Origin of the sequence: Collinsella sp. AF23-2 (assembly GCF_003459245.1) — a bacterium.
Taxonomy (GTDB): domain Bacteria; phylum Actinomycetota; class Coriobacteriia; order Coriobacteriales; family Coriobacteriaceae; genus Collinsella.
Genome location: NZ_QRVG01000005.1, coordinates 1494 through 27750, shown reverse-complemented (window position 1 = coordinate 27750; position 26257 = coordinate 1494). Strand labels below are relative to the sequence as shown.

21 protein-coding genes are annotated in these 26257 nt (G+C 62.0%); 3 read left to right on the top strand and 18 right to left on the bottom strand.

Annotation, left to right across the window (positions count from 1 at the left end; all coding sequences use genetic code 11):
• Positions 1–13 precede the first annotated feature (13 nt).
• From DWY03_RS03605 to DWY03_RS03575, 7 genes are all read right to left on the bottom strand, one after another.
• Positions 14–1858, bottom strand: a complete 1845-nt coding sequence (locus DWY03_RS03605; RefSeq protein WP_099432471.1) for a magnesium transporter — start codon at positions 1856–1858, stop codon at positions 14–16.
• Between the two features lie 328 nt (positions 1859–2186).
• Entirely contained in the window at positions 2187–3593 is a 1407-nt protein-coding gene (locus tag DWY03_RS03600; RefSeq protein ID WP_231500759.1) for a polysaccharide deacetylase family protein, read from the bottom strand.
• A gap of 72 nt (positions 3594–3665) precedes the next feature.
• Positions 3666–4421 (bottom strand): hypothetical protein, encoded by a 756-nt coding sequence (locus DWY03_RS03595; protein ID WP_055252569.1) that lies wholly within the window; start codon positions 4419–4421, stop codon positions 3666–3668.
• Positions 4421–4810, bottom strand: a complete 390-nt coding sequence (locus DWY03_RS03590) for a YtxH domain-containing protein (RefSeq protein ID WP_117583713.1) — start codon at positions 4808–4810, stop codon at positions 4421–4423. Before DWY03_RS03590 ends, DWY03_RS03595 begins: the two co-directional genes overlap by 1 nt.
• A gap of 136 nt (positions 4811–4946) precedes the next feature.
• The gene (locus DWY03_RS10200; protein WP_231500760.1) at positions 4947–5780 is read right to left on the bottom strand and encodes a hypothetical protein; all 834 of its coding nucleotides are present in this window, start codon (positions 5778–5780) and stop codon (positions 4947–4949) included.
• A 24-nt stretch (positions 5781–5804) separates the two neighbouring features.
• Positions 5805–7178 (bottom strand): hemolysin family protein, encoded by a 1374-nt coding sequence (locus DWY03_RS03580; protein WP_055285343.1) that lies wholly within the window; start codon positions 7176–7178, stop codon positions 5805–5807.
• Between the two features lie 108 nt (positions 7179–7286).
• The gene (locus tag DWY03_RS03575) at positions 7287–7970 is read right to left on the bottom strand and encodes a hemolysin III family protein (protein ID WP_192934533.1); all 684 of its coding nucleotides are present in this window, start codon (positions 7968–7970) and stop codon (positions 7287–7289) included.
• A 186-nt stretch (positions 7971–8156) separates the two neighbouring features.
• On the opposite strand from DWY03_RS03575, the gene DWY03_RS03570 reads away from it, so the two are divergent.
• Complete coding sequence (locus DWY03_RS03570; protein ID WP_117839920.1) at positions 8157–9122, top strand: alpha/beta hydrolase; 966 nt, start codon at positions 8157–8159, stop codon at positions 9120–9122.
• Between the two features lie 131 nt (positions 9123–9253).
• Here the strand turns inward: DWY03_RS03570 and DWY03_RS03565 are convergent, their stop codons facing one another.
• The 6 genes from DWY03_RS03565 to DWY03_RS03540 form a co-directional block, all read right to left on the bottom strand.
• Positions 9254–10459 carry a DUF362 domain-containing protein gene (locus DWY03_RS03565; protein ID WP_117839919.1) on the bottom strand — a complete coding sequence of 402 codons (1206 nt, stop codon included), beginning with the start codon at positions 10457–10459 and terminating at the stop codon, positions 9254–9256.
• 166 nt (positions 10460–10625) lie between these two features.
• A complete protein-coding gene (locus tag DWY03_RS03560) occupies positions 10626–13292 on the bottom strand; it encodes an ABC transporter permease (protein ID WP_117839918.1) in 2667 nt (888 codons plus the stop codon).
• An 8-nt stretch (positions 13293–13300) separates the two neighbouring features.
• The gene (locus tag DWY03_RS03555) at positions 13301–14014 is read right to left on the bottom strand and encodes an ABC transporter ATP-binding protein (RefSeq protein WP_117773681.1); all 714 of its coding nucleotides are present in this window, start codon (positions 14012–14014) and stop codon (positions 13301–13303) included.
• Positions 14015–14254: 240 nt separating this feature from the next.
• Positions 14255–15460 (bottom strand): ABC transporter permease, encoded by a 1206-nt coding sequence (locus tag DWY03_RS03550; RefSeq protein ID WP_117637170.1) that lies wholly within the window; start codon positions 15458–15460, stop codon positions 14255–14257.
• Entirely contained in the window at positions 15447–16634 is a 1188-nt protein-coding gene (locus tag DWY03_RS03545; protein ID WP_117766270.1) for an ABC transporter permease, read from the bottom strand. The genes DWY03_RS03550 and DWY03_RS03545 overlap by 14 nt, the downstream gene beginning before the upstream one ends.
• 9 nt (positions 16635–16643) lie before the next feature.
• Positions 16644–17582, bottom strand: coding sequence for an ABC transporter ATP-binding protein (locus tag DWY03_RS03540; RefSeq protein ID WP_117773693.1), 939 nt, complete (start codon positions 17580–17582; stop codon positions 16644–16646).
• Between the two features lie 210 nt (positions 17583–17792).
• Between DWY03_RS03540 and DWY03_RS03535 the strand changes: the two genes are divergently transcribed.
• Complete coding sequence (locus DWY03_RS03535; protein ID WP_117778699.1) at positions 17793–18938, top strand: sensor histidine kinase; 1146 nt, start codon at positions 17793–17795, stop codon at positions 18936–18938.
• On the top strand, positions 18935–19564 hold the full coding sequence (locus DWY03_RS03530) for a response regulator transcription factor (protein ID WP_117766276.1): 630 nt from the start codon (positions 18935–18937) through the stop codon (positions 19562–19564). The genes DWY03_RS03535 and DWY03_RS03530 overlap by 4 nt, the downstream gene beginning before the upstream one ends.
• A 580-nt stretch (positions 19565–20144) precedes the next feature.
• Here the strand turns inward: DWY03_RS03530 and DWY03_RS03520 are convergent.
• The 5 genes from DWY03_RS03520 to DWY03_RS03500 are packed head-to-tail and all read right to left on the bottom strand — an operon-like array spanning position 20145 to position 25774.
• Entirely contained in the window at positions 20145–20486 is a 342-nt protein-coding gene (locus DWY03_RS03520; RefSeq protein ID WP_117773679.1) for a 4Fe-4S dicluster domain-containing protein, read from the bottom strand.
• A gap of 7 nt (positions 20487–20493) precedes the next feature.
• A complete protein-coding gene (locus DWY03_RS03515) occupies positions 20494–21582 on the bottom strand; it encodes a nickel-dependent hydrogenase large subunit (protein ID WP_117773678.1) in 1089 nt (362 codons plus the stop codon).
• Between the two features lie 5 nt (positions 21583–21587).
• Positions 21588–22304 carry an NADH-quinone oxidoreductase subunit C gene (locus DWY03_RS03510; protein WP_117773677.1) on the bottom strand — a complete coding sequence of 239 codons (717 nt, stop codon included), beginning with the start codon at positions 22302–22304 and terminating at the stop codon, positions 21588–21590.
• Entirely contained in the window at positions 22304–22879 is a 576-nt protein-coding gene (locus DWY03_RS03505; protein ID WP_117773676.1) for an NADH-quinone oxidoreductase subunit B family protein, read from the bottom strand. The genes DWY03_RS03510 and DWY03_RS03505 overlap by 1 nt, the downstream gene beginning before the upstream one ends.
• A 12-nt stretch (positions 22880–22891) precedes the next feature.
• A complete protein-coding gene (locus DWY03_RS03500; RefSeq protein WP_117564059.1) occupies positions 22892–25774 on the bottom strand; it encodes a proton-conducting transporter membrane subunit in 2883 nt (960 codons plus the stop codon).
• Between the last annotated feature and the right edge of the window lie 483 nt (positions 25775–26257).

The window sequence follows — 26257 nt, the reverse complement described above, 5'->3', positions numbered from 1 at the left end:
TGCACGCGACCACCTAGCCCATGACTGACATGGCGAGCAGCACCGCGGCGATGCAATACGCCACACACGAGATCATGACGGCAATAACGTTCATGGCGGTGCCCGACGTGTTGAGGTCATGCTCGTCACGCCAGAACAGCACCATCAGGTAAATCACAGCACTCATGTTGCCAACCAGGCAAATGATGGCGGCAATGTTAAAGCAGCCGGTAAAGAGCTGCTCCTCAAACATAGAGGCATCGGGGAATGCAGCGGTGCGCACCAGCTGGGCGCACAGGTAGGTCACGAGTGACAGAATCAGGCCCATGCCCGTGCTCTGGAAGAAGAATCCCAGATACGGCTTGGGCTCGTCGTCGTGACCGTCATACTCCAGGAAGTAGTTCTTGACGAACGACACCATGCGCGAGGCCGCCAGCAGCACGAGCGGCATGGCGCACATGGGGAACACCACCAGATGCGCGGAGCCGAGCGCCGTTCCCAGCACGGTCGCCATGATGCACGACGCGATGCCCCATACAACAACCCAGTACTGGCGATGCACGAACCAGCTGAGCACGTTCGTCGAGTCGTCCGACGCGCTATCGCCCGAGCCGACACCGGCGATCTGCAGGTCCTCCTGATGCTCCTCGGCGATAACGTCCATGGCGTCGTCGAAGGTCACGATACCAAGGATATGACGGTTCTCGTCGCAGACAGGGATGGCAACCAGGTCGTACTTGGTCATCTCGTCCGTCACGTCTTCCTGGTCCTCGTCGGGCGACACATAGACCAGGTCGCGATAGGCCAACTGACCCAGCGTGGCGTCGCGGTCGGCTACGATCAGCGTGCGCAGCGAAAGCACGCCGGTCAGCATGCCACTCGGATCCTCGGTATAGACGTAATAGACGCTCTCGAAGTCCTCGTCGAGCTCGCGAATCGCCTCGATGGCGTCACCGACCGTTGCCGTAGCGGGCAGGGAGACAAACTCCGAGGTCATGATGCGGCCGGCGGTGTTGTCCTCATACCCCAGCAGGTTACGAATCGCCTTCTCCTCCTTGACGCCCATCAGGCGCAGGAGTTTCTCGGCCTTCTCGTAATCAAGCTCGTCGATCAGGTCGGCAGCGTCGTCCGGGTCCATCATGGCCAGCATCGACGATGCGTCGGTGTCGGACAGGCCCTCGAGCATCTCGGTCATAAGCTCGTCGTCATCGAACTCCGAGATGGCCTCGGCGGCCTGGGCAGTATCGAGCTGCGCAAACACCTGCGCACGCAAGCGCGGGTCGAGCTGCTCGATAATGTCGGCGATGTCGGCAGGGTGCAGCTCGCCGAGCGTCTTGTGCGACACCGAGAGTTGAATGTTCTTGGTCGAGCGGTCGAGCAGGTCCATGTAGGACCAGGCGATAATGTCCTCGCTGAGCGGCTTGCCCAGGTGCTTCATAAAGCCCTCGACGACGTGCTCGAGCGCGGGGCTGATTGCACGCAGCAGACCGCGGGCGCCGACCTCGGCACCCAGCAGGCGCAGCTGATTTTCGCCCGACATGGAAAACTTGATGTCGTTGACGCGCACGACCTTCATGCCCTGCGTGTCGACGATCTGCTTATTGAGAACGTCGCGCGCCAGCAGGAGCTCGGTCGGCTGCAGGTACGAGAAGCGAATATTGGTGGCAGACGTATTGAGATACACGCCCGTCTCGTCGATGCGGTCGACCCATTTGCGCCAGCTGATCATGAACGGCGTCTTGCCGGGACCGCGGAACGCGAGCGACGTCACGTGCGGAAAAACTTCGCCGGTTGCAATGCCAAAATCGTTGACCACGCCGAGCTTTTCGCCGTCGACGTCCAAGACTGGCAATTTGAGCATCTCACTCAGATAATTCAATGGTGCTCCCCATCATTATTCCTCCGGACGCGGCCGCGCGTGCGGCGTCCGGGGGCTTCTGGATATGTATACGCATGCGCGGGCGGCACGCCGCTCGACGCTTACACCCCGTGCATGCGCAAAAAGCACCTGCATGGGGTCATCGACTGTATGGTCGAGGTTTGGATTTCACCTGTAACCTTTCTCTTGACCCTCATTAACCGCAGTAACTATAGCATCAGCATCGCCCTGCGGCATCGAATTTATGCGCTGCACATTGCAGGCATACCAAACGCTGACGTATCCGTGACATAGCCATTGGGGACGTTCTTAAACGACTACCCAATGACTACTCTGTGGTGTCATCGTCCTCGGCAAGTTGGGGGAACACGGCGTCCTTGGGCATGGTGACCTTCGTCAGCGAGGTGAGCTTTTTGCTCAGCGACGTGTCCGTCTTGACCAGGTCGCTGAGCGTCACGATCTTGTAGCCGTCGGCGACAAGGCCGTCGATGATCTGCGGCAGCGCCTCGAGCGTCTGCTCGGCGCATTCGTCCCTATCGGTGAGCAGCACGATATTGCCCGGCGTCACCGAATCGAGCACCGTTGAGACCTGCTCGTCGGCACCGTTGAGCAGCCAGTCGCCCGAGTCAATATTCCACGAGACCACGGCGGAGACCAGGTCCATCGCATCAATCCAGTTTTGCTCGTCAAAGGCAGCGTAGGGAGCACGCAGCAGCATCGTCTTCACGCCGGTCGCCGACTTAATCGCATCGGTGCCTTTCGTGATCTGTTCGCGTACCGTCTCACGGTCCTGACCCTTGAGCGAATCGTCGCTGTAGCTGTTGGATCCGATCTCGCACCCGGCATCGACAATCGCCTTGGCCGTGGCAGGCGAGGCCTCGGCCGCATCGCCCGAAAGGAAGAACGTCGCGGTAACGCCCTTTTCCTTGAGCACCTGCAAGATCTGTTTGGTGGCGCCGCTCGGACCCTCGTCAAACGTCAGCGCCACGTACTTTTTGTTGCCCTTGGGCGCCACGCTGGCGCACGCAACGACGCAATCGGTGGCGGGCACAACCTCGCCGCGGTCCTGCGTCTTTTCCGACTGCTCACCAACCCACACCTCGGAGCGGCCCTGGACACCCCATGTCTGCACATACTCGATAGCGCCCGTGCCCTCGACCTTGAGCTTGGGCTCGATAACCGTAGCCTGAACCTCGTGCTTCTCGTAGGTGTTACGGCCATCCTTGACCGTCACCTTCTCGCCGCCCTCAAGTTCGCGGCTATCCCATTTGCCCTGTTTTATGCGCTTGCCGTCCACCTTAACCGACAGCTTTTCGCCGCCATGGCGCTTGAGCACGCTGTCATCGACGGCCAGCAGGTCGCCTGCGTCGTAGGTATCGGTCAACTCCTGGTCGTCGATGAGATTCTGCAGCGTAGAGCCCACGCGCACCGCGGTCTTTTGCCCGTTGAGTTCCACGTCCACACTGCGGTTGACGTAGCCCACGACGGCAGCGATAAACAGCACGAGCGCACAGCCCACGGCAATGAGCGCATAGGGCAGACGGGACGGTCGGCGCGGCGAGCGCCCGTTGCCGATGCGCGCGCTGCGGTCGCTAAACCCGCGGCTATGGTTGAGGTACATCGCGCCGGGCTTACGGCGGCGACGGCGCTGACCGCTGGGCAGCTGCCCCAGGTCGCGGCGCGCCGTCGGACGCGCACCCGAACGCCCGTTTAAGTTGGATCCGTTTTGGCGCATGTGCCCTCCCCCATAAACACAGCAAGCCGGAGCAACAGGTCTCCGGCTTGCCTCCCATCATTTGGTACGTCGCTATTTTGTAGCTTTTGACGAGCCTCCGCTCGCCTTTTGGTATTCGTCCTTAAAGGCCTTGAACATGCCGCGCGTCTTGCCGAGCTGCTTGCCCAGTGCGCGACTGCCTTTGTCCACGGCGACCGATCCCTTGTCGTCGAGCACCTTGGCGCCCTTTTTGACCTTGTCGCCCACCACGACGCTGGCCTCGGCGGCCTTGGCAGCCGCACCGCCCGAATACCCGAGCGACTTGACCTCGTCCGAGACGACCATCGCGCCGTTCTCGTAGCCGCGCAGCATCGTCGGCGGCACCTGCGTGTCACCAACCAAAACACTCGAAGCAGCACCGGCGGTCACATAGAATGCCTGCACGATGCCCGAGCGCGGCTTGAACTCAACGTCCGAGCAATAGCCCACGACGTCGCCCGATTCCGTGCGCACGTCCATACCGACCCAGATGATGCAATCGTCCAGGTTGATGTCGAGGCGCTTGGCGGCGGCGGCATCGTACGTGTCCTTGACGTCATCGACCGCAATGGCGCCCTCGTAGACACCAATGGCGTCGAGCGCTACGAATCGGTCGGGACGCTCGATCATGCCCGCGATATCGGACTGGCGGACCATAAAGCCGACCACGCGCGTACCGCCCGGGGTAAAGACCGGAAAGTGAATCTTTCCGAGCTTTTTGGGGCTGCGCGGCGTGCCGTCCTTTTTGGTGCGCTTGTCCTCGGTAGGCTTGCGATAGATCTTGGCGCCGACAAAATCCCCAGCGCGCATTATGCCTCGGTCGAGGGTTCCGCAGCCCCGGCATCAGCCTCGACGGCGTTCTCGACCACGACGTCGGCGGCAGGCGTCACGTTGCCACCCGAAATGGCGTCGTTGAGCTGCTCGCGCAGCTGGTCCATGCGCTCGCGGGCCAGGTCGACCTTGGCGCGCAGGTCGTCGGTCTTGGCGTCGACCATCGGGCCAAAGTCATTCACCGCAGCACGGGCCTCCTCGGCGCCGTGCTCGTAGGTGTCGCGCATATTGTCCCAGGCGTCGTTGGCGATATCGGCAGCCATGGCGCGGGTTTCGGCGCCCGAGCGCGGGGCCAGAGCAACGCCGATAATAGCGCCAGCAGCAGCACCAAAAAGTGCGCCGGAGACAAAGCTGAAAGTCTTACCCATGATCATTCCTCTCCTGCGGGCACGTCGGTGCCCACCGTTTGAATGCTGTCCATTATACCCGCAGCGCATCACTTGCCGCTCCGCTCATCTGCGTACGGCAAAGGCGCAGGTACGTGATGGTGATAAACGCGTAGGCCTACTCCTGAGGCATAGCCGGCATGGCCACCGTGGCACCCGGGTCCTCGCCGGCGCCGTCCACGAGCGGCAGGCCGCCCTCATGCGCAGGTCCCGCCGGAACCGTCGCCGCACCGCCAAAGACGGCAGCGGAGGCCTCGTGGTTCTCGGCAACCGCGCCCTCGGTATCAATCGCCACCTGGGGCTCGTCGTCAAAGTTGGGGACGCCCTGGGGCTCGGTGGAAACGGGCTCGGCGGTCGCATCGGCAACGGGCTCGGCGTCAACCGGCACATCGCCCTCGTCAGCGCCCTCGTCCTCGGCAGTATCTTCGCCGTTCGCAGCGGCGACGGCCTCGTGAGGATCCTTGCCCTCGGCCTCGGCGCGCATGCCCAGCACCAGGTTGCGTAGGCCCGCGACCGTGCCTTCCACGTCGGGGGCAGGCTGGTCGGCGTGCAGGTACGCCCAGTCCATCATAAAGGTGGCCGACGACAGCGCACCGATGGCCAGTGCGTCATCGGGGCACGAAAGCTCGACCTCAAAGACACGCTCGTCATGCTCGCTTACGCGCGTGCGGCCGCACGAGATGCTACCGGCAAGACCGGTCTCGTTCATGAGCTCAACCGTCACATGCTCCAGCAGGTGGCATAGCTCGGTCTGACCCATGCAGTCCTGGAACTCGCGGCCGGAATCGCCCAGGCACAGGTGCTTGGCAATCGCCGGCACCAGGTAGTACACGCGCGCCGTGGCCTCGATATCCTCCGAGGTCATGAGCGGCATGCCGGGGTTCACCAGCACGTGCGCGCAGATCTTGTCCTCGCTGACGGTGACCTTAAGGATGTTGAACAGGCCTGCCATAACTCTCCCCTACTCTTCCTTGTCCTACTCGTCGCCGTCGTGCGGATTCGCGGAACCCGCACCCGACGTCGTCGGCTCGTCTACCGAAGACTCGGAATCCTTCTTATCGGTTTCGGCCGGAGCGATCACGCGAATGAGCGAGATGCGCTGGCCACGCATCGACTGCACTTTAAACTTGTACCCCGCGACCTCAAACACCTCTCCGATGTCGGGCACCGAGTCGCAAAGCTCCAAAATCCAGCCGGCGATGGTCTCATAATCATCGCTTTCCTCGAGCGGCCAACCAAGCTCAATCGCGTCATCGCACGAAAAACGCCCATCGACGAGCCACTCGCGGCGCGAAAGGCGCGTGAGGTACTTGTTGTCGGGGTCGAACTCGTCCTCGATCTCGCCCACGATCTCCTCGACGATGTCCTCGATGGTGATGATGCCGGCCGTGCCGCCGTACTCATCCACGACGACCACGATCTGGTCGTGCGAGGTCTGCATCTCGGACAGCAGCGGCAGGATGTCCTTGGTGTCGGGCACAAAGGTGGCGTCGCGCAAAAAGCCGGCGATGGGCTGGTCGCCCTTGCCGTCGAGCGCGGGCTGGATCAGGTCCTTGATGTGCGCAATGCCCGCGACGTTGTCGGGATCCTCGTGATAGACGGGGATGCGGCTAAAGCCGGTCTGGCGCATGGTAGACAGCACGTCGGCGACCGTCTCGTCGTCCTCGCACATGGTGGTGTCCACGCGCGGCACCATGACCTCGCGGGCAACGGTGTCGCCCAGGTCGAAGATCTCGTGGATCATACGCTTTTCCTCGTCGAGCAGGTCGTCCTGCTCCGAGACCATGTACTTGATCTCTTCTTCCGAGACGTTCTGCCGGTCGTCGGCGCTCTTGATGCGCAGAATGCGGGCCAGGCCATCGGAGCAAGCGCCAGTCAGCCACACGAGCGGACGGGCGATCTTTTGGAAAAACGACAACGGTCCCACGACCTGCTTGGACACGCCCTCGGCATTGGCCAGGCCGATGCGCTTGGGGACGAGCTCGCCGATCACGATGGACACGAAGGCGACCGCGACGGTGATGATGACCGGCGCCAGGCCGCGCGCGATGGCGGAGAGCGGCGCGATGCCAAAGCTCATGAGCCACGTGGCGAGCGGGTCGGACAGGCTCGTCGAGGCAACGGCGGACGAGGCGAAGCCCACGAGCGTGATGGCGACCTGGATGGTGGCGAGCAGCTGGTCGGAGTCGGCAGCCAGCTTAATGGCACGCTCGGCGCGCTTGTCGCCTTCCTCGGCCTCATGCTCCAGCACGGCGCGCTTGGCCGTGGTGAGCGCCATCTCGGACATAGAGAAGTAGCCGTTGATGAGGGTCAAAACGAGGGTGGTGATAAGGGAGATGGTTATGTCCATCGGGAGTTTCTCGAACCTCCAAGATTCGGGACGTTGGGTAGTAAGCGTAGGTGACGGATAGGGCAATTGCGCCGGTCGCCCGTGGAAGCGAGGGCATGGGCGCGGTCGCTAGATTACGAAGAGGATCACCGCCATGAACTGGAAGATGCTGCCGGCGAGCACCCACAAGTGGAAAATACTGTGCAGATAGCGCACGTTTTTGGCGATATAGAACGGCACGCCCGCGGTGTAGCACACGCCGCCGACGGCGAGCAGGGCAAGTGCCACGGGGTTGAGCAGTGCCACAAGTTCGGGCAGCTTAAAGACAACGAGCCAGCCCATCAGCAAGTAGACCAGGCCACTTACCCAGTGCGGTTGACGTTCGCGCATAAAGCACTCGAGGGCGATGCCGATAATGGCGATGGCCCATACGGCAAAGAACAGCGCAGGGCCGCCGTCGTTTGCGAGCGTGATGAGGCAAAACGGCGTATAGCTGCCGGCAATAAGCAAGTAGATGCAGCTGTGGTCGATGATGCGAAACACGCGCTTGGCGCGCGCGGGCTGAATCGCGTGGTAGAGCGTGGAGGCTAGGTATTCGAGGATAATGCTGACGCCATAGACAATTGCCGCAGCCATGTGGGCCGGGCCTCCGCCGCGCAGGGCAGCGAATACAATCAGGAGCACCAGGCCCGCGATACCCAGCAGACAGCCGACACCATGGGTGACGGAGTTCATGATCTCCTCACCCACCGTGTAGTGTGGAACGGCCGCGGTCTTGGGTCGCGGCTTAGAACTGTCGCTCGAATCGGACATGCCGGTTACATCCTCCAACGTAAAGAGTTCTCAACACTATATCAAAGCGTCTGGGTGCGTGCGAAATTTGCACCATACGTGACCCTTTGTTTACCCATTCTTTGCCTGTTGACGCATCAACGGTGAACGTCCATAATGCGCTTGCATTAAATGTTGATGTATTAACATCTTTAAGGAGAACCGTAAATGCCTCAAAGCGCACGCCCCCATCGAAAGTTCAAGATAGCCGGCATTGTTACGTTGGTAGTCGTTGTCGCGCTGCTGGGGTTTGCCGGCAACTTTCTGTTTGACTTCGCGCTGAATCCCCGCGCGCCATACACCATGAAGATGATGCAGGACGGCAAGGACGCCGAAAAGGGCGAGCAGATTGACGCCGAGGAGGGCGAGGCACGGGCGTGGTTTAAGGAAAACCGCGAGAGCAGCAGCCTCACCGCAGATGACGGGACCGAGCTTGCCGCCTGGTATTATGCTGCGTCGGAGAGCACGCACGACTACGCCGTCTGCCTGCATGGATATACCAACGAGCCCATCGGTATGGCCCGATACGTCAAGCGATTCCACGACCGCGGCATGAACGTACTCGCACCCGCCGCCCGCGCCCACGAGCGTTCCGGCGGTGACTACATCGGCATGGGCTGGCCCGAGCGACTCGATGTCGTCGCGTGGATCGGGCGGATTGTTGCGGCCGATCCCAAGGCGCGCATCCTGGTCTTTGGCGAGTCGATGGGCGCGGCGACTGCCATGAACGTAGCGGGGGAATCTCTGCCCGCAAATGTGAAATGCATTATCGAGGACTGCGGCTATACAAGCGTTTGGGACGAGTTTTCCCTGCAGCTCAAGGATGTATTTGGCCTGCCCAGTTTTCCCTTGCTCGATGTAGCAAACTTGGTGTGCAACGTGCGCGCGGGCTACGACTTTCATAAGGCGAGCAGTGTGGAGCAACTCAAACACGCGACGGTTCCCATGTTGTTCATCCACGGCGACCAGGACACCTTTGTGCCGTACGACATGCTCGACCAAAACTACGACGTGTGCGCCAGCAAGGTCAAGCAAAAGCTCACCATCCATGGCGCCACCCACGCCAAGAGCGCGCAAGTTGACCCCGAGCTCTACTGGAATACGGTCGACGAGTTCCTCGACAAGAATTTTTAAGCAAATAGTACGGTTTACTGGTCTATCTGGCCCCTAGCACTTCCAAAAAGCCGCCCGTGGGCGCTGTGCTCACGGGCGGTTTTTACTAACGTTGCGCTACAAAAGCGCTTGATATGTCCAATAGCTAGGCGCTATTTGACCTCGATGAGCTCGTACTCGCTCGTGCCCAGGCCAATCTTCTCGGCATGCGCGATGCACGCGCGCCAGTCGGTGTCGGGATGCGTGATGCAGAAGGGATCCTTGGCCTGCTCGCCCTCCAGATGCTCGTGATTATGCTCCATCTTGGCCGCGCTGTCGGTAAGCTCGGTGTTAGGCAGCGGCTCGGACGCCAGGACGGCGTCGGCGCAGGCCTGGTCGATGGCGACCGGGTCGAAGCTCGCGAACATGCCGATGTCGTTGACGATAGGCGTGTCATTCTCGGGATGGCAGTCGCAGTTGGGGCTGATGTCCATGGCGAGCGAGATGTGGAAGCTCGGGCGGCCGTCGACGATGGCCTTGGTGTACTCAGCGATCTTGTAGTTGAGTACGTCGGCCGCGGCATCATAGTCGGGCTTGATGCAGTCCTGGTTGCACGCCGCAATGCAGCGTCCGCAGCCCACGCAGCGATCGTGGTCGATGGCAGCCACATGAACCGTGCGAGTGCTGCCGTTGGCAAGCTCGCGCTCACGCGTACCGTCAAACGTGATGGCGCTGTGCGCGCATATCTTCTCGCAGGCACGGCAGCCAACGCAGTTGGTGGTATCGACGCTCGGCTTGCCAGCGGCGTGCTGCTCCATCTTGCCGGCACGGCTACCGCCGCCCATACCCAGGTTCTTCATGGCGCCGCCAAAGCCGGCCTGCTCATGGCCCTTAAAGTGGGTGAGGCTAATCACGATGTCGGCATCCATGAGTGCCTGGCCGATCTTTGCCTCGCGCACGTACTCGCCGCCCTCGACCGGGACGAGCGCCTCGTCGGTGCCCTTGAGGCCGTCGGCGATGATGATCTGGCAGCCCGTGGCGTACGGGGTAAAGCCGTTCTGGTAGGCGGTGTCGATGTGCTCGAGCGCATTTTTGCGGCTACCCACATAGAGCGTGTTGCAGTCGGTAAGGAAGGGCTTGCCGCCCAGCTCCTTCACGACGTCCGCGACGGCTCGGGCGTAGTTGGGGCGCAAAAAGCTCAGGTTGCCCAGCTCACCAAAGTGAATCTTGATGGCGACAAACTTGTTCTCAAAGTCGATCCGCTCGATACCAGCGCGGCGGATGAGGCGCTTGAGCTTGTCGAGCTGGCTCTCGCGAGCATGCGTGCGCAGGTTGGTGAAGTACACCTTTGCCGGTGCTGCGGGTGCGGTTGCGGTCATAGATCTATCCCCTCGGTCTATATGGCGTTACAGACATAGAGGATGGTACCCGTTGAAGTGGGGTTGAAGTCAAGCACAACGCCGAGTCGCTAGGCACTCATTGGGGACAGACTTAAATGAGTGCTTGCCGCCCGGCCAGCGAATCGGCAAAGACTGTCCCCGATGACTACTCCTGCACCTTGAGGGCTTCGGCCAGGCTGACGCGCTTGATGGAGCGCGTGTGTAGCAGCGCCACGACCAGGTAGGTCGCAAAGCCGATGCCGATGCATGCAGCCATGGACCAAGCGGGCACGTAGATCTCGATATTGCCGTTGTAGGCGAGCAGCATCGAGCGGAAAATCGCGGTCAGCGAGCCAATGATCACGGGCAGGCTCAGCACGAGTGACACCGCCACGCACAGCGTGATCGAGCGGATGTACAGATGCGAGATCTCGCTATCGCGATAGCCAAAGACTTTCATGTAGCTGATCGAACGGGCGCTGTGGTCGATCACCGCCTTGGTCAGCAGGTACATAAACAGCAGGAAGATAAACACCGCGAGCCCGACCATCATGCCGATCATTTTGCTCATCATGCCGATAAACTGGTCGCCCACGGCGCGCATGTCGTCGGGCGTGGTGTCGCCGGCAAAGTAGCGCGCGTCGAGGTCGAGCTTCTCGTTGCTCACATAGCCGTTGAAGTAGGCGGCATCGTTGTCGAACAGCTCGTTAAAGTCATCGATGCTCATATAGATATTCATGTCCGACTTTGAGCCCCAGGAGCAGCCCTTGCCCGCGTACTCAAGGGAATAATCCCGAGCCTCGTACTTGTCGCGAAGCTCGACCTTCTGGCCCTCGCTCCAGCCAAACTTGTCGAGCAGGCCGCCGCCAAAGACGACGTGCCCGTCGCCGATGTTGAGGCCCTTCCAGTAGCGCGAATCAGGCGAGATGCCGTAGACGGAAATCGTCTCCTCGCCATTACCATCGCCGCGGTCGTATTGCAGCTGGTAGACGGCATATTTCTCGGCCTGCGCGATTGCGCCCGCGCCGTTGTCGGTCGAATTGACCGGGTGGATGTCGTCGTTGTCAGTGTCGATCTTAGAGGCCTTGTCGATCAGGTCGATAGCCTCGTCGCGGTCGCAGCCGAGGGCATCGGCAAGGTCATCGAGGCGCGTATAAAGCGTATCTTTCTTGTCCTGGACCTTGGCGAGCGCATCCTGCGCTGCGGCCAGACTCTCGGCAGACGGAGATGCGGTCGCGGCATCGGCTGCCGTCTGCGCCGCATCGGCCGCGTCATCGAGCTCGTCGCTGGCATCCTGAGCGGCGGAGAGCAGCGCACCATCCACCGACTGCAAGCGCTCGAGCGCCGCCCACTGCCCGCGCTCCTCGGCAGTACCCTCAAGCTCTAGCGGAGCCTTGAGCGTGTACTGGTGCTCGGCGACCAGGCTTGTCTCGAGGTTGTCGGCGTAATGCGTCATCGTGGGCAGAATCGCCAGGCCAAAGAGCAGCAGCAGCGAGGCAAACGCAATGCCCACGAAGAGCGTGGCGAAGTTGCCCAGGTTGCGCAGGAAGATGCGCAGGCGAAAGCGCGAGACAAAGCCCATGCGCTCCGGCAGCTGCAGGCCGCGCTTGGTGCCCGATTTGCCGCTCGCCTCGTGACGAAGGAACTGCAACGGCGTCTTGCCCATCTTGCGAAGCAGGCCCACCAGCGTAATGAGGATGAGCGCGGCAGCGGGAACCACGGCGCACTTCACAAAAATCTCCCAGCTCCAGTACACCTGGAAGGGAGGCAGGCTGTACGAACCGTAATAGAGGCCGCGCATGGGCTCGGTAAAGAACGCGACGCCGAGCGCGGTGCCCAAAAGCGCCGCGACCACGCCCACGATGGCGGGAAGTGCCAGGTAGTGCAGCACGATCTCGCGGCGGCGATAGCCGCTGGCGAGCAGTGTGCCAATGATGGCGCTCTCCTCCTCGATGGTGGCGTCGGTGAGCACCACAAAGACAAACGCCATGATCACGATGATAATGTTGAGCAGCGTCATCCACATCATGGAGTCGCCGTCCACGTCGTCGCGCGCATAGCCAATGCCCTGATTGGAATCGGCATCGATCAGATCGTCCACGCGCGCATCGGCATCGGTCAGCGCCTCGACCATATCCTGCTCCGCATCGATGCGATCCGCGGTGGGGAGGTCGCGATCGGTAAAGGTAAAGGAGTAGGTGTAGGCAGGCGCGCCGCCGGCGTCCTCAAGCGCGGCAAAGCCGGCGTCGGTGACCTCGGCCACGCCGTACGTGATGGTGTTCACCGTAAAGTCCGAATTGTCGAGGAACAGCGCCTGGCTATCGGGCTGGGTCATGATGCCGCAGATGGTGTAGGTGCGGCCCTCAAGCTCGACCTTATCACCCACGGCGAGGTCGTTGTTGGTGGCGAAGACACGGTCGATTGCCACCTCATCGTCCGTCTTGGGCTGCCTGCCTTCGCAGTAGGACGCAATGTCAACCTTGGTGCGATGCGCGTAGGTGCGCAGGGTGCGCTTGGTGCCGTCGTCGCCAGCCGCCTTTTTGATGATGGCGTCGATGGAGAAATTCTTGTAGAACGTAACGCCGCCGACGTCCTCAGCCGCGTCTTCGGCAGCCTTGAGCTGATCTTTGGTGGCCTCGAAGGAGGTAGTCACGCGGCCGTCCTCAATCGTGTAGTCGTCGCGCATGTCGTCAATGAGGCAGCCGATGGAATGCGCCGCGAGCAAAAAGCCCGACGTGAGGGCGATGCTTCCGCACATAAGCAAAAAGATGCCCAGGTACTTGCCGATATTGCGGCGCAGCTCGCGCGGGAGACGTTTTGCGAGAGGTGTCATGGCGCCGCCTACCAATCGAGCTCGGCGGCCGCGACGGGCGACTCGTTGAGCTCGTCCTCGACGATGCGCCCGTCGCGCAGGCGCAGCACGCGATTTGCCATGCGCGCGATGGCGGCATTGTGGGTGACAATGATGATGGTGCAGCCGTAAGTGCGGTTGACGTCCTCCATGAGCTGCAAGATTTCCTTGGATGTCTTGTAGTCGAGCGCGCCCGTGGGCTCGTCGCACAGCAGCAGGCCCGGGTTTTTGACGAGCGCACGACCGATGGCGCAGCGCTGCTGCTGGCCGCCCGAGACCTGGCGCGGAAACTTGTTGCGGTGCTCGTAGAGGCCCAGCGAACGCAGCAGATCGTCGACATTGAGCGGGTTTTTGGACAGGTGCGCCGTGACCTCGATGTTTTCCTTGATGGTAAGGTCGGGCACCAGGTTGTAGAACTGGAAGACAAAGCCCAGCTCGCGGCGTCGGTACTCGCCCAGATCGGCGGGCTTGAGCGCCGTGAGATCGCAGCCGTCCACCATGATGGAGCCGCCGTCGGCATCCTCCAGGCCGCCGATCAGGTTGAGAAAGGTCGACTTGCCCGAGCCCGAGGGCCCCAGCATGACGCAGATCTCGCCGCGGTTGATGGACGTGTCGATGCCGTCGAGTACCGTCAGGCGCGCATCGCCGTCGCCGTAGTGTTTCTTGAGTCCGTTGACCTGGACGTAGGCACGCTTTGTCGCCATGCTATCCCCCGTTGTTAGCCTTCTGCTACTTTTCTAGGCTAATAGTAAACCCGGGCGAACTATTTTTAAGCGACGTGCGCGAACTATTTTCCAACCTACTCATTGGGGACAGACTTAAATGAGTGAAATCGCTCATTTAAGTCTGTCCCCAATGAGTGGTCCCCAAGTGCCGACATATTGGGACAGTCCCTGCCAGCCCTGCCGGCGGATCGGCAAAGATTGTCCCCAATGACTAGGTGGCTAGACGCTGGATTTGTTGTGGGCGAGGGCTAGGCCTACGGCGGCGATGGCGGCGGCGAAGAGCACCGTGACGCCCAGGTCGCAGGCGATGTCGTCCAGCGCGGCAGACGTCAGGTCAGAGGTAAGCGCCTTGCCGATCGCGTCGTTCACCCAATACGTCGGCACAAAGTGCGCCACCGTCTGCACGGCCGAACCCATCAGCGACAGCGGCATCCAGGCGCCACCCAAAAACGTCATGAGCATGCCGAGTAAGTTGCCCACACCGTTGAGCAGCTCCTCGCGCGCACCCAGGCTCGACAGCATAAAGCCAACAGCCAGCGGCGTGCACGCCAGGGCAAACGTTGCCGCCAGCGCTAGGCACACGCGACCCACGCCGACCTCGGCAACCGCGCTGGCAAAGCCCACGACGCCCATCATGCTCGACACGAGCCAGATGCAGACGGCGAGCACGGCGGCGGCCGCGAACACAGCGAGCGAACGCTGGCGCTCAGAGACCGGGCTGGCATCCATGCGGCGCACGCGCTCGGGCTCGTTCATGCCCGAAAACACCAGTCCCACCGACACGATGACCGACGAGATGATCGCGTACGCGCCAAAGTTGAAGTACGACTCGAGCGTGGTAGCAGCAGTCGAGTCGACCTTGACCTGCTCGATCTGGACCTCCGCGCGCTTTGCGGCCGCGTGCTCGGCGGCCCTTGCGACGTCACCGTTGGAGGCAGCGGGTTCAAGCGCCGCCGCAGCGCCCGCGAGCGAGATCCAGCGCGAGGCCTCGGCGGACGAAAGCGCCGCCGCCATGGTGCCGGAACCATAGGTCACGTCGAGCTTGGGCAGGGCCTCCCCCGCACGGGCGGCTGCAACAAGATCGTCCTCAAACCCCTCCGGGATAAAGAACACGCAATCGGCACTGCCCTTGGCGCTGTTGCTCTTGGAGAGCGCGTCGGCAAGGTCGTATGTGTCGTCGCCGACGCCCGTGACCAGGTCAAAGCGTGAGCCCAGGTGCTTGGTAAGCGCCCGCGAAAGGTCGCTATTGTCGCGGTCGACCACGATCACGTTGGTGTCGTAGGGCTTGTACTCGGTAAGCTGCGACGAGTTCCAGCTCACCGAAGCCGCGATGAATACGCCCATGAGCGAGATGAACACCGTATAGATGAGCAGGTAGAACGGGTGCGCCAGCGCCATGCGAAGCGCGGTCTTAAAGGTGCTCATAGCGGCTCCTTCCAAAGATCAGCGTAGCGGCGGCGACAAACACCAGGGCCATCAGGACGAGCGCGCCGGCGCGAACAGCGAAGGGCCCCAGGTCCTCAAAGAAATACAGGCGATTGAACATGTCGCAGATGAGCTTGACGGGGTTGAGCCAGCACTCGACCGGACAAGCGCGGGCGACGTCGTCGGCAAGCGCCATCGCCGGCTCGCCGTAGAGGCCGGCAAACAGGGCGCACGTGGTGGCAAAGCCCGTGAGGATGCCCGACTTGGATGCCTTGCCGCCCTTAACGGGAAGCGTGCCCACAAAAAGCCCCAGGCCCGTGGCGGCAAGCGCGGATGCAGCCCCGCCCAGCAGGCACAACCCCTCGCGCCCGCCAAAGTCGACGCCCACGACCAGGCGCACGTAGCCGATCGCAACCGCCATCGATGCAAAGGAAACCAGCCACGAGCCGACAAAAATGCCGGCCAGCGACGCCGTCTTGGAAAGACCGCCCACGCAGCGGCGCGCGCCAAGGCCCGACAGATTAGGCTGCAAATCGACGACGCTCAAGGCGGCAAACTCGGCAGACATCATCGCGACCAGGCCAAAAAGCGCGTAATAGTAGATGACCGTGCCATCGGGCGTGGCACGAGTCAGGCTCATGCGGCGGGTTCCGCCCTCGAGCGACAGGGCGTGCGCAACCGCCGCCGGATCGGCGAGCGCCGCCGGGTTGTCCTGGGCAATCTGGCGCATGAGCTCGACATTTTGCGTATACGAGCTTGCCACCGTTTCAAGGATGCTGCGGTCGGTGAGCACCGACGAGGCGCGCGAGCTGTCGTAACTCGACAGCAGCGTGAGCCTGGGCGTGCCCGCGGCATCAACCGTATAGATGCCCGCGACCTCGCCGGACTTGAGCGCACGGTTCGCGGCGTCCACATCCTCGCACTCGTGGATCTCGAGCAGCTGATCGTTGTCTTCCTTGGCAAGCGACGTCGCCACGCCCTTAAAGGTCGAAGCGTCCCAAGCCTCGTCCGCCACGACGGCAACCGGCACCGGGTCGATCTTGCCGTCGGAGCTGAGGTTAGCAAACATAAACATGAACATCGTGGAAAGTGCGACGGGAAAGAGAGCACCCCAGACCCACGTGCTCGGCCGGCGCAGCAGCGTCTTGACCGTAGTGATGATGGTGTTGAACATGGCTGCCCCCTAGTCGCGCAGCTCGCGGCCGGTGATCTCGAGGAACACGTCGTTGAGGGTCGGCGGTTCGCTCCACACGCGGCCGAGCGCCACGTCGGCAGCACGCAGCGTGTCGAGGATGTCGACCAGATTGTGCGGACTCGCCTCGCAGGTGCAGACGAGCTCGCCGCCGGACAGCTCGACCGAAAGCACGTGCTCGAGGGCGCGCAGTCGCTCGACCGTGGCGGCCTCGACGGCACCGACCTCAACAGTCACGCGCTCGCCCATCTGGATCATGCGCTTAAGCTCGTCGTTGGTGCCCTGCGCCAGCACGCGGCCGCCGTCCATGATCATGATGCGGCTGCAGATCTGCTCGACCTCCTCCATGTAATGGCTGGTATACACCACCGTAGCGCCCTCGTCGCGCAGGCGGCAGATGCCCTCCAGGATGGCGTTGCGGCTCTGGGGGTCGACCGCCACCGTGGGCTCGTCAAAGAAGATGAGCTCGGGCTTGTGTGCGATGCCGCAGGCAATGTTGAGGCGGCGCGCCAGTCCGCCCGAAAGCTTGCCGGGACGAAACTTGGTAAAGTCGCCCAGCCCGACAAAGTCGATCGCCTCGTCCACCAGCGCGCGGCGGCGCTTGCGGTCGTTAACGTAGAGGCTGCAGAAATAGTCGATGTTCTCGCGCACCGTGAGCTCGTCAAACACCGCCACCTGCTGCGGCACCACGCCGATGCGGCGCTTGAGGTCGTAGCGGGCGGGCGTCATGGGCTCGCCGAACAGCTCGATGGTGCCTTTGTCGTAGGCGAGCAGCTGCAGGATACAGTTGATGGACGTGGTCTTGCCCGAGCCGTTGGGGCCCAGCAGGCCAAAGATCTCGCCGGGGGCGATGCTCAGGTTAAAGTGGTCGAGCGCAATAAGATCGTCATAGCGCTTGACGAGGTTTTCGACATGGACGATGTCTGTCATGAGGCGGCCCTTCTGTTGGTCGTGGCCCGGTACGATTTCATCATCGCAGGAGCGGGCGGCGCGCACCAGTGAGCTTTGTCACGAGTGAGGGGGGCGGAGGCGAAACCCCCGCTCGCGCGAGCGATCGACGCCGATTTGCCGCGCGGGAGGAATGTCACGGTTGCCCCGGGCGGCCCCTCCACCACGCGCGGCTTCGCGTACAATACCCGTATGAACAGGCTTTTCGACAAATCGATTGTGCTGGCGTGCTGTATCGCAGCCGCTCTGGGCCTTGCTGTGGACGCTCGCCTGGTCGCGGCGTTTTGCCTTGGCGTTATTGCCACCTCGCTGGCTGAGCTCGCGCAGGGGAAAAGCGCCCGGCGCGCGAGCGAGACCGCGAGCTGCGCTTACATCATCGCGGCTGTCTTCGTGCCGCCGTTTGTGCCGTTTGCGCCTCTCGCCCTCTATGACATCGCGCGGCGGGTGCGCCGTGAGCACGCCTGGGCCGCGCTGGGCATTGGCGCCACCTTTGTCTTTGCGCTTGTCGCGGACCTTCGCACCGACGCGCTCACCGCCCGAACGCTCCTGCTGACTGCCATCCTTTCGGTTGCCGCTACCTTGCTATCGCTGCGCACCGCCCAGTTGGAACGCGAGCAGCAGCGCATGCGCCGCACCCGCGACGAGCTGCAGGAACGAGCCCTCGCGCTCGAAGCGCGCAACCGCGATCTTGCCGATCGCCAGGACTACGAAGTCGAGCTCGCGACGCTCGCCGAACGCGCCCGCATCGCGCGCGAGATCCACGATAACGTCGGGCACCAGCTCACGCGTACCTCGCTGCAGACCGAGGCCCTGTGCATAGTCCACGCCGATGAACCCGGCGTCGCCGCCGATTTCGCCGACGTCAAGCACACCGTTGACGAGGCGCTCCAGCTTGTGCGCACCAGCGTCCACGCGCTCAACGACAACGCCGTCGATCTTTCCGTGCAGCTCGAACGCATTGTTGAAGGCGCACGCTCGGACGGCGGCCCGCAGATTGAGCTTGAAGTTATGACCGAACATGCGCCCGCAAACGTCGCCAACTGCTTTGCGGCGGTCCTGCGCGAGGCGCTATCCAACACCATGCGCCACGCCCGCGCGCAAAACGTTGCTGTGCGATGCATGGAGCATCCATCGTTTTACCAGCTCATCGTTACCGACGATGGCATGGGCGGGACCCAGACGGGCGGTCGCGGCGCCGCCGAGGGCATGGGGCTCGGCTCCATGCGCGAGCGCGTCGAGGCGCTTGGCGGCACCTTCACCGCCGGCCCGCGCGCCGGCGTCGGCGGCTGGCGCGTGTTTGCCACCGTCCCCAAACAGCAAGGAGATGAGGCCCGATGAGGCTCATTGTTGTCGACGACGACCGCCTAGTGGTCGATTCGCTCAAGATTATCCTGGGCGCCCAGCCGCAGATCGAGGTAGTGGGCACCGGCGCCAACGGCAACGACGCGGTTTCGCTCTATGCCGAACACGCACCCGATATTGCACTGCTCGACATTCAGATGCCGGGACGCGACGGCCTATCGGCGGCGCGCGAGATCCTCGAGCGCGACCCTGCGGCGCGCGTGGTGTTTCTGACAACATTCTCGGATGACGAGTACATTGTGTCGGCGCTCAAGCTGGGCGCCCGCGGCTACCTGATCAAAACCGATGTCGCCGCTATTCCACCGGCGTTGGCGCAGGTCATGGACGGCAAACGCGTGCTCGAGGGCAAGGCGATCGAGGACATCGATTTTGACGGGACAGGCGCCGATGCCAGCACGCCTCGCCGACCCGCCGCCTTTGCCAGCCTGACCGACCGTGAGTTCGAAGTCGCCGAGCTCATCGCCCGCGGCCTCGATAACAAGGAGATTGCCGCCGCCGCTTACATGGGCGAAGGCACGGTGCGCAACCACATCAGCTCGATCCTTGCCAAAATGGGCCTACGCAACCGCACGCAGATCGCCATCGCCTACCTGCGAGGGTAATTACCCAACAACCGACCACCCCGGCATAGCAAAATGGCTGCTATCGATTTAATGCCATTTCAAAACTATGTCGGTTTACTACGATGAATCGCCCACCTTCGACCACGGCAAATTGCGCGCTTCCAAAACCGCAGGTAGAACGCTTGCGATATTTAGAAAAATGCAGTCATGGTCGGGAATGTCGAGTTCATCGTAGTAAACCGGCATAGTTTTGTTCGGGCGGCCCTGCACGAGCGCCTCCGCAAGCCTCGCGAGACCAAAATGATCCGTTTCCCTCCGTTCCCAAGGGATCAGCTGGAACCGCTCGCCACGAAACCTGCCCATCTACTACGTTTGACTCGATACCCCCGACCATACCCCCGTTTTCCGGAAAACCGCAGGCGTTCTACCTGCGGTTTTGTTTTCACATTTTTTGCCGTGGTTGGGGATTGGCGCCCAAAAGTAGTAAATGGGCCCATTTCGTGGCAGGCGGGTCATTTTCGGGCTGGACGGGTCGCGTGGCGGCCCGCACACGCGTTCACGCGCGGGGCCGGTGGGGCATTTTTGCCCCACCGGCCCCTATTCCAGTTCTATTCCAGCGCTATTCCGGTTTGGTTTCTACTGTGGGAGTCTTGTCCGCTGCGACTGGAGTGCGGGCGGTGTCCATAGTCAGGCAGTGCTTGGGGCAGCTCTCGATGCACTCACCGCACACCACGCAGGCATACGGGTCAATCGACCACGTTCCGCCCTTGCGATCGACCGCAAGTGCACCCGCCGGGCAACGGCGCGCGCACATGCCGCAGCAGATGCACACGTCCATATCGTTGACGATATGCCCGCGCAGGCGCTCGGGTGCCGCGAGCTTCTCCTGCGGATAGCGCACCGTTACCGGCTGCTTGACCATAGAACCCAAGGCCGTCTTGGCAAATGTCAGCAAACTCATGCCGTGCCTACCTTTCCGTGCAGCTAATGCAGGGGTCGATGGTCAGGATAATCATGGGCACGTTGGCAATGAGCACGCCCTGCAGCGCATGCGTCAGACCCGCCAGATTTTGCGACGTCGGCGTGCGCACGCGAAAACGGTCCAAGTTCTTGGTGCCGTTGCCGCGCACATAGTAATACGCCTCGCCGCGCGGCTGCTCAATCACAACCTCGCCGCGCGCGCCGTCGGCTGGCGTAAGCTTGGTGCGCCCACCGATACCGTCGTGCGGAATCTTGCCCACAAGCTCCTTGATGATGTCCATAGCCTGCGTGACCTCGGCGCAACGCACCTGGCAGCGGGCATAGCAGTCGCCATCGGTAGCGACAATTGGCTCAAACGCAGCCAGATCCGCATAGGCGCCGTCGCCAAACATGCGCACGTCATAGTCCACGCCCGAGGCGCGCCCAAACGGGCCGACCATCGAAAGCTCCAGCGCGTCCTTCTTGCTGATCACGCCCACGCCATGCAGACGCTCGCCGCAGCTGTCGTCGTCCAAAAACGTATGCACCAGGGCCTCGTAGTCGGGGCGCATGGCGTCGAGCGTCTGGACAATGCCCGCCAGCTCGGAGTCCTCGATATCGTGCTTAAGGCCGCCGATCTCGTTAATCGACAGAATCACACGCCCGCCGCACGTGCGCTCAAAGATCTTGAGAATCTGCTCGCGCAGGGTCCACGACCGATAGAACAGCGCCTCAAAACCAAAGGCGTCGGCGAGCAGGCCCAGCCACAGCAGATGCGAGTGGATGCGCGAAAGCTCGTGCAGAATGGTGCGAATATACTGCACGCGGCCGGGCACCTCGATGTCGAGCATGCGTTCGCAGGCGCTGGCATAGCCGCAGCTGTGGCCCACGGCGCAAATGCCGCAGATGCGCTCGGCGATGTAGCCAAACTGATGCATATCGCGCTTTTCGGTGAGCTTCTCGAGCCCGCGGTGCACAAAGCCGATCTGCGGAATTGCCTCGATGACGCGGTCGTCCTCGATCACCAGGTCCAGATGAAGCGGCTCGGGCAGCACCGGGTGCTGCGGGCCAAACGGAATAACGGAGCGATGTGCCATGGGCCTTACGCCTCCTCTTTCTGCTTGTCGCGGGCGGCCTTGGCGGCAAGCGCCGCGCGGACCTTGGCCGCTTTCTCGGGATCCATGGCGGCGAGCTTTGCCTCCATCTCGGCGGCCTTGAGCGCGGCCTTCGCAGCAGCCTCATCGTGCTGAGCATCGGAGCCGGTTGCCGCAGCGGGCTGAGCAGAGGCGCCCGCAGCATCGCCAGCGCCCACAACGCCCTCCCCCGCAGCGGCCGCAGCCGCGGCGGCCTTCTCGGCCGCGGCTTTGCGCGCCTTGGCCTCGGCAGCCGCGCGGACCTTCATGGCCTTCTCGCGCGCAGCCTTCACCTCGGGCGTGATAACGCTCATGGGCTCGGCAGTCGAAACCTGGTAGAAAAAGCCTTTAAAGTCGATCTGCATGTCGGTGATGGCAAGCCCAAACAGGTCGTGCGCTTCGTTCTCAAACGGAAATACCGCCGGATAGTACGAGCTGATGGACGGAATCTCCTGGTACTGATCGATGCCCTTGACCACCAGGCTCTCAATCGCATAGCTGCCGTCCTGCGCAATATGCTTCTGAGCAGCACGAACGTTGATAAACGTATAGACCAAGCGATACGAGCCGTCGTCGACGCTGCGCTCGGCGTGCATTTGCACAAAGCGTGCACCGACGCCCTTAAGCGCCTGGACATGCGACAGGAGCTCGTCGATCCCGACGGTGGTATAGATAGCCTTTTGCATTACTCGGCCTCCTTTGCAGCGGCGGGCGTGGCGGACTTCCCGGCGGTCGCGTCGCCGGCCCCCGCAGCTGCCACAAACCCGTCCTCGCCCAGCTCAACACCACCGTCCCAGGTAGCGGCACCGCCCACGGTAAGCGGATCGCCGCCGGCGCGCATCACGGCCTCCTTCTGGTCCAGGATGCCGCACGCCTCCACGATGGCATCGATCATGGTCTCGGGGCGAATGGCACACCCGGGCGCGTACACGTCCACGGGGATTGCGCGGTCCACGCCGCCGATCACGTTATAGGCATCGCGGAATACGCCGCCCGAACACGCGCAGATGCCGCAGGCCACCACGCACTTGGGCTCGAGCATCTGGTTGTAGATCTGGCGCACGACGGGCAGGTTCTGGGCATTGACCGACCCCGTCACCAAAAAGATATCCGCATGCTTGGGGTTGCCGGTGTTGACCACGCCAAAGCGCTCCGCGTCGAACAGTGGCGTGAGCGAAGCAAGCACCTCGATATCGCATCCGTTGCAGCTCGAGCCGTCGTAATGAATAACCCACGGCGAGCGCGACATTTTATGATCCATGGATGCCGCCTCCTAAATAAACACGTCGACGAGGATGGGCATAAGGTTGAGCAGGCCAAACACCAGCGCCACGCCCCAGCCGAGCTTAAAGCAGCTGCGCCAGGTGCTACGGGCGAAGGTGTTGTCGATCAGCACCTCGACAAAATACGTCGCGGCCATGACGACCAGGGCGACCACCCAGCTCACCGGGTTGTCCCAAACAAAGAACATGCCCACCCACATCAAAAACAGCACGGTCTCGCACCAGTGCATAAGGGTCATCTTGGCCAGCGTGCTGCCGCTCATCTCGGTGGCGACGCCCTGGACAATCTCCTGATGCGCGTGATGCGAGTACGAAAGGTCAAACGGCGACTTACGCAGCTTGATGGTGAGCACCGCGAGCAGCGCAAGGAAAATGGGCGCACTGTACACGATGATGGGCGCCGACTGCCCGGTCACGGCGATGGAATCAAAGCTATCGGTGGCGAGATACAGGCCCACGCTCATCAGCAGAACGGCGGGCTCGTAGCTCATAACCTGCAGCAACTCGCGATCGGCGCCGACCTGCGCAAACGGGCTTTGCGTCGAGGCGGATGCCAGCACCACAAAGATCGCGGCGAGCGTCACCATAAAAGCACACAGCAGCGTGTTGGAACCCGACACAAAGATGCCGCCGCCTACCACGGTAAAGATGAGCGCACATGCCATATAGGTATCGTCCATGGTGTTTACGCTGGCAGGAGCCTTGCGCAGCAGCTTGGCAACGTCGTAGAACGGTTGCAGCAGGCGCGGGCCCACACGGCCCTGCATGCGGGCCGAAAGCTTGCGGTCAAGGCCGTCGATCAGGCCACCCACAAGCGGCGCAATCAAGGCAAACGCCACGGTACCAATAAATATGCCCACGACACCCGAACCTTCAAAATACTTACCGCGCAGCACCGAGGGCGCACTCATGGCAAGTCTCTCGGGCCCAATCCACGCGCAACACAGCAGCGCAAACAAGATAATGCTGCAGCACACGACGCTACCCGCGGGGCCAATACGCTTCTCGCCAAGGGCGTCCTCCGAGTACCAATTGCGCTTTTCGGCCTTCACCTCGTGTCCCATCGAGCCGCGGAAATGGCGGTAATTGTCGGTTCCCACGCCCGAAAGATATACGTTTACGTGCGGTTTGTTGCTCACGCGGAATGAAGTCAGCAGCACCACGGCGATAAAAGCCACGATAACCACCATCAGATACATGGCATCCTTGCCAATAACGTACGGCACGCGGCCAAACACCATGGCCAAGTAAGGCGACACCAGACCGCTCGAGATAACCGGGAACGCCACGCAGCACAGAATCAGCAGCGCGGCGATGGTGTTGAGGGCCACCCATTCGGTCTTATGGACATTGACCTCAACGTTTTGAGCCGTGGGGTCGACGCCCGAAAGCTTGGCAAGCCACTTGCCCCAGAAGAAGAACGTCGCGGCCGAGCCAAAGGCAAGCACCATGATCATGAGCACGTTGCCGGTCTGCGCAAACGCCACCAGGGCGCCCCACTTGGACACGAGCATGCCAAACGGGGCCACGAACATGCCCATAATGCCCAGCATCATCAGACGCGTCAGGTGCGGCATGCGGCTGAACATGCCGTCCATGTCCTCGATATTGCGGCTGCCGATATGATGCTCGGCCGTGCCTACGCACAGGAACAGCAGCGACTTGGCCACCGTGTGGAACAGGATCAGGAAGATCGCGGCCCACACGGCCTCGGGCGCGCCGACGCCCAGGCAGGCGCTGATAAGGCCCAAGTTGGAGATGGTGGAGTACGCGAGCACGCGTTTGGCGTTGCTCTGCGAGATGGCCATGAGGGCAGCGAGCAAAAACGTGATGGCACCCACACTCGTGACCATAAAGCCGGTCACGGGATAGATGGCATAGAGCGGGCTCAGCTTGACCATCAGGAACACGCCGGCTTTGACCATGGTGGACGAGTGCAGCAGGGCGCTCGTGGGCGTGGGGGCAACCATGGCACCCAACAGCCAAGTGTGGAACGGCATCTGCGCGGCCTTGGTGAGCGCGGCAAGCGACAGCAACAGGACCGGCATGACCAGCAGCGCGGATTGCGCGGTTCCGGCGCCGGAAAGCTCGATCATGCCTGAGATGGTCAGCGGCATGCCGTTAACGTGCAGGTATATGAGTCCGGCCAAAAACGCGATGCCGCCCAGCATGTTGAGGATGATCTGGGTGAAAGCGTTTTTTATGGCCTCGGGCGTGCGCGTGTAGCCAATCATGAGGAACGAGCACACGGTGGTGATTTCCCAGCCACAGAACAGCCACTCAAGGTTGTCGCTTGTCACGATGACGAACATGGCCGAGAGGAACAGGAACATAAGCGCCAGGAACTGCGGGCGTCGGTCGGGCGCCGCCTGCCCGCGCAGCGCGGCCTCGTGCTCGTCGTGGGCCTGGAAGTCCTTCATGTAGCCCAGGGCGTACACGCAGATAAGGCTGCCGACAATGCCGACGGCAAGCACCATGATCACACTCATGTAATCCAGGTAGAGCGGCGTTGCCGTGACGGCTTCGGTCGCGGGCAGCGTCATAGCTGCAAAGGCGAGCGAGCCCACCAGCTGCACCACGCCGAGCACACCGGTAAGCGCGTTCCTATATTTGAACGCGTTGTACAGGATGACGGCGCACAGAATTACGTCGATGACGGAGCTGATGATCGAGAGCACATGCGAGGTGCCGGGGGCGACCTCAAAGCTCTGAGGACCCGTGCCAAAAAACATGACGGCGACTACAACTGTCACCGCCATAATAATGCCGGAGCCTACAAGCCCTACCGCATCGCGGGCGCGGTCACCGCGCGCGAGCAGCATGCCCAGCGCCGGTACCAGCGGAAACAGGGTAAGGAAATACAGTAGCGTCATACCATCACTCCCCCATGCAAAAACGCTGCAATTGTTTAACGTTATAGCTCAGTTGAGGAGTAGCGACGGCGGGTTTTCGGTCAACTGGGGAGTTTTAGGCGTACGGGGTAAGGAGTCTGTCCGCTTTGGAGCAGAGAGGCGACGCTCCCCCTATCGCGGCGGCGGGCGCACGGGCCACTGCGCGCGGTTTATTAACCACTTTGGAGGATGTTCCAGTAGGCTCACGACGGTCCAAAAAGTTGGCGCGGCAAGAAAAATGCGCCCCTGTGGGCGCACCATCCCGTTCGCTCATATGACCCAATCCGCTGTCAAGAGCCACAATGGCCCCGCCGACCGCTTGCAATCGGTCGGCGGGGCCTGCCGTTAACCCGTCCCGGTCCGCCCCCGGCATGTCGTCGACGCCTTCGGCTCAGTCTCATATCCGCGGATACCGTTCTGTCGGCCCGCACTCCATTCCTTCGGCGGGGTTCCCCAAGTCTGTCG

What these genes read in the sequence shown, in the direction of transcription:
- DWY03_RS03600 (WP_231500759.1), bottom strand. Translation starts at nt 3,593, where the DNA reads ATGCGCCAAAACGGATCCAACTTAAACGGGCGTTCGGGTGCGCGTCCG.
- DWY03_RS03595 (WP_055252569.1), bottom strand. Translation starts at nt 4,421, where the DNA reads ATGCGCGCTGGGGATTTTGTCGGCGCCAAGATCTATCGCAAGCCTACC.
- DWY03_RS03590 (WP_117583713.1), bottom strand. Translation starts at nt 4,810, where the DNA reads ATGGGTAAGACTTTCAGCTTTGTCTCCGGCGCACTTTTTGGTGCTGCT.
- DWY03_RS10200 (WP_231500760.1), bottom strand. Translation starts at nt 5,780, where the DNA reads ATGGCAGGCCTGTTCAACATCCTTAAGGTCACCGTCAGCGAGGACAAG.
- DWY03_RS03580 (WP_055285343.1), bottom strand. Translation starts at nt 7,178, where the DNA reads ATGGACATAACCATCTCCCTTATCACCACCCTCGTTTTGACCCTCATC.
- DWY03_RS03575 (WP_192934533.1), bottom strand. Translation starts at nt 7,970, where the DNA reads ATGTCCGATTCGAGCGACAGTTCTAAGCCGCGACCCAAGACCGCGGCC.
- DWY03_RS03570 (WP_117839920.1), top strand. Translation starts at nt 8,157, where the DNA reads ATGCCTCAAAGCGCACGCCCCCATCGAAAGTTCAAGATAGCCGGCATT.
- DWY03_RS03565 (WP_117839919.1), bottom strand. Translation starts at nt 10,459, where the DNA reads ATGACCGCAACCGCACCCGCAGCACCGGCAAAGGTGTACTTCACCAAC.
- DWY03_RS03560 (WP_117839918.1), bottom strand. Translation starts at nt 13,292, where the DNA reads ATGACACCTCTCGCAAAACGTCTCCCGCGCGAGCTGCGCCGCAATATC.
- DWY03_RS03555 (WP_117773681.1), bottom strand. Translation starts at nt 14,014, where the DNA reads ATGGCGACAAAGCGTGCCTACGTCCAGGTCAACGGACTCAAGAAACAC.
- DWY03_RS03550 (WP_117637170.1), bottom strand. Translation starts at nt 15,460, where the DNA reads ATGAGCACCTTTAAGACCGCGCTTCGCATGGCGCTGGCGCACCCGTTC.
- DWY03_RS03545 (WP_117766270.1), bottom strand. Translation starts at nt 16,634, where the DNA reads ATGTTCAACACCATCATCACTACGGTCAAGACGCTGCTGCGCCGGCCG.
- DWY03_RS03540 (WP_117773693.1), bottom strand. Translation starts at nt 17,582, where the DNA reads ATGACAGACATCGTCCATGTCGAAAACCTCGTCAAGCGCTATGACGAT.
- DWY03_RS03535 (WP_117778699.1), top strand. Translation starts at nt 17,793, where the DNA reads ATGAACAGGCTTTTCGACAAATCGATTGTGCTGGCGTGCTGTATCGCA.
- DWY03_RS03530 (WP_117766276.1), top strand. Translation starts at nt 18,935, where the DNA reads ATGAGGCTCATTGTTGTCGACGACGACCGCCTAGTGGTCGATTCGCTC.
- DWY03_RS03520 (WP_117773679.1), bottom strand. Translation starts at nt 20,486, where the DNA reads ATGAGTTTGCTGACATTTGCCAAGACGGCCTTGGGTTCTATGGTCAAG.
- DWY03_RS03515 (WP_117773678.1), bottom strand. Translation starts at nt 21,582, where the DNA reads ATGGCACATCGCTCCGTTATTCCGTTTGGCCCGCAGCACCCGGTGCTG.
- DWY03_RS03510 (WP_117773677.1), bottom strand. Translation starts at nt 22,304, where the DNA reads ATGCAAAAGGCTATCTATACCACCGTCGGGATCGACGAGCTCCTGTCG.
- DWY03_RS03505 (WP_117773676.1), bottom strand. Translation starts at nt 22,879, where the DNA reads ATGGATCATAAAATGTCGCGCTCGCCGTGGGTTATTCATTACGACGGC.
- DWY03_RS03500 (WP_117564059.1), bottom strand. Translation starts at nt 25,774, where the DNA reads ATGACGCTACTGTATTTCCTTACCCTGTTTCCGCTGGTACCGGCGCTG.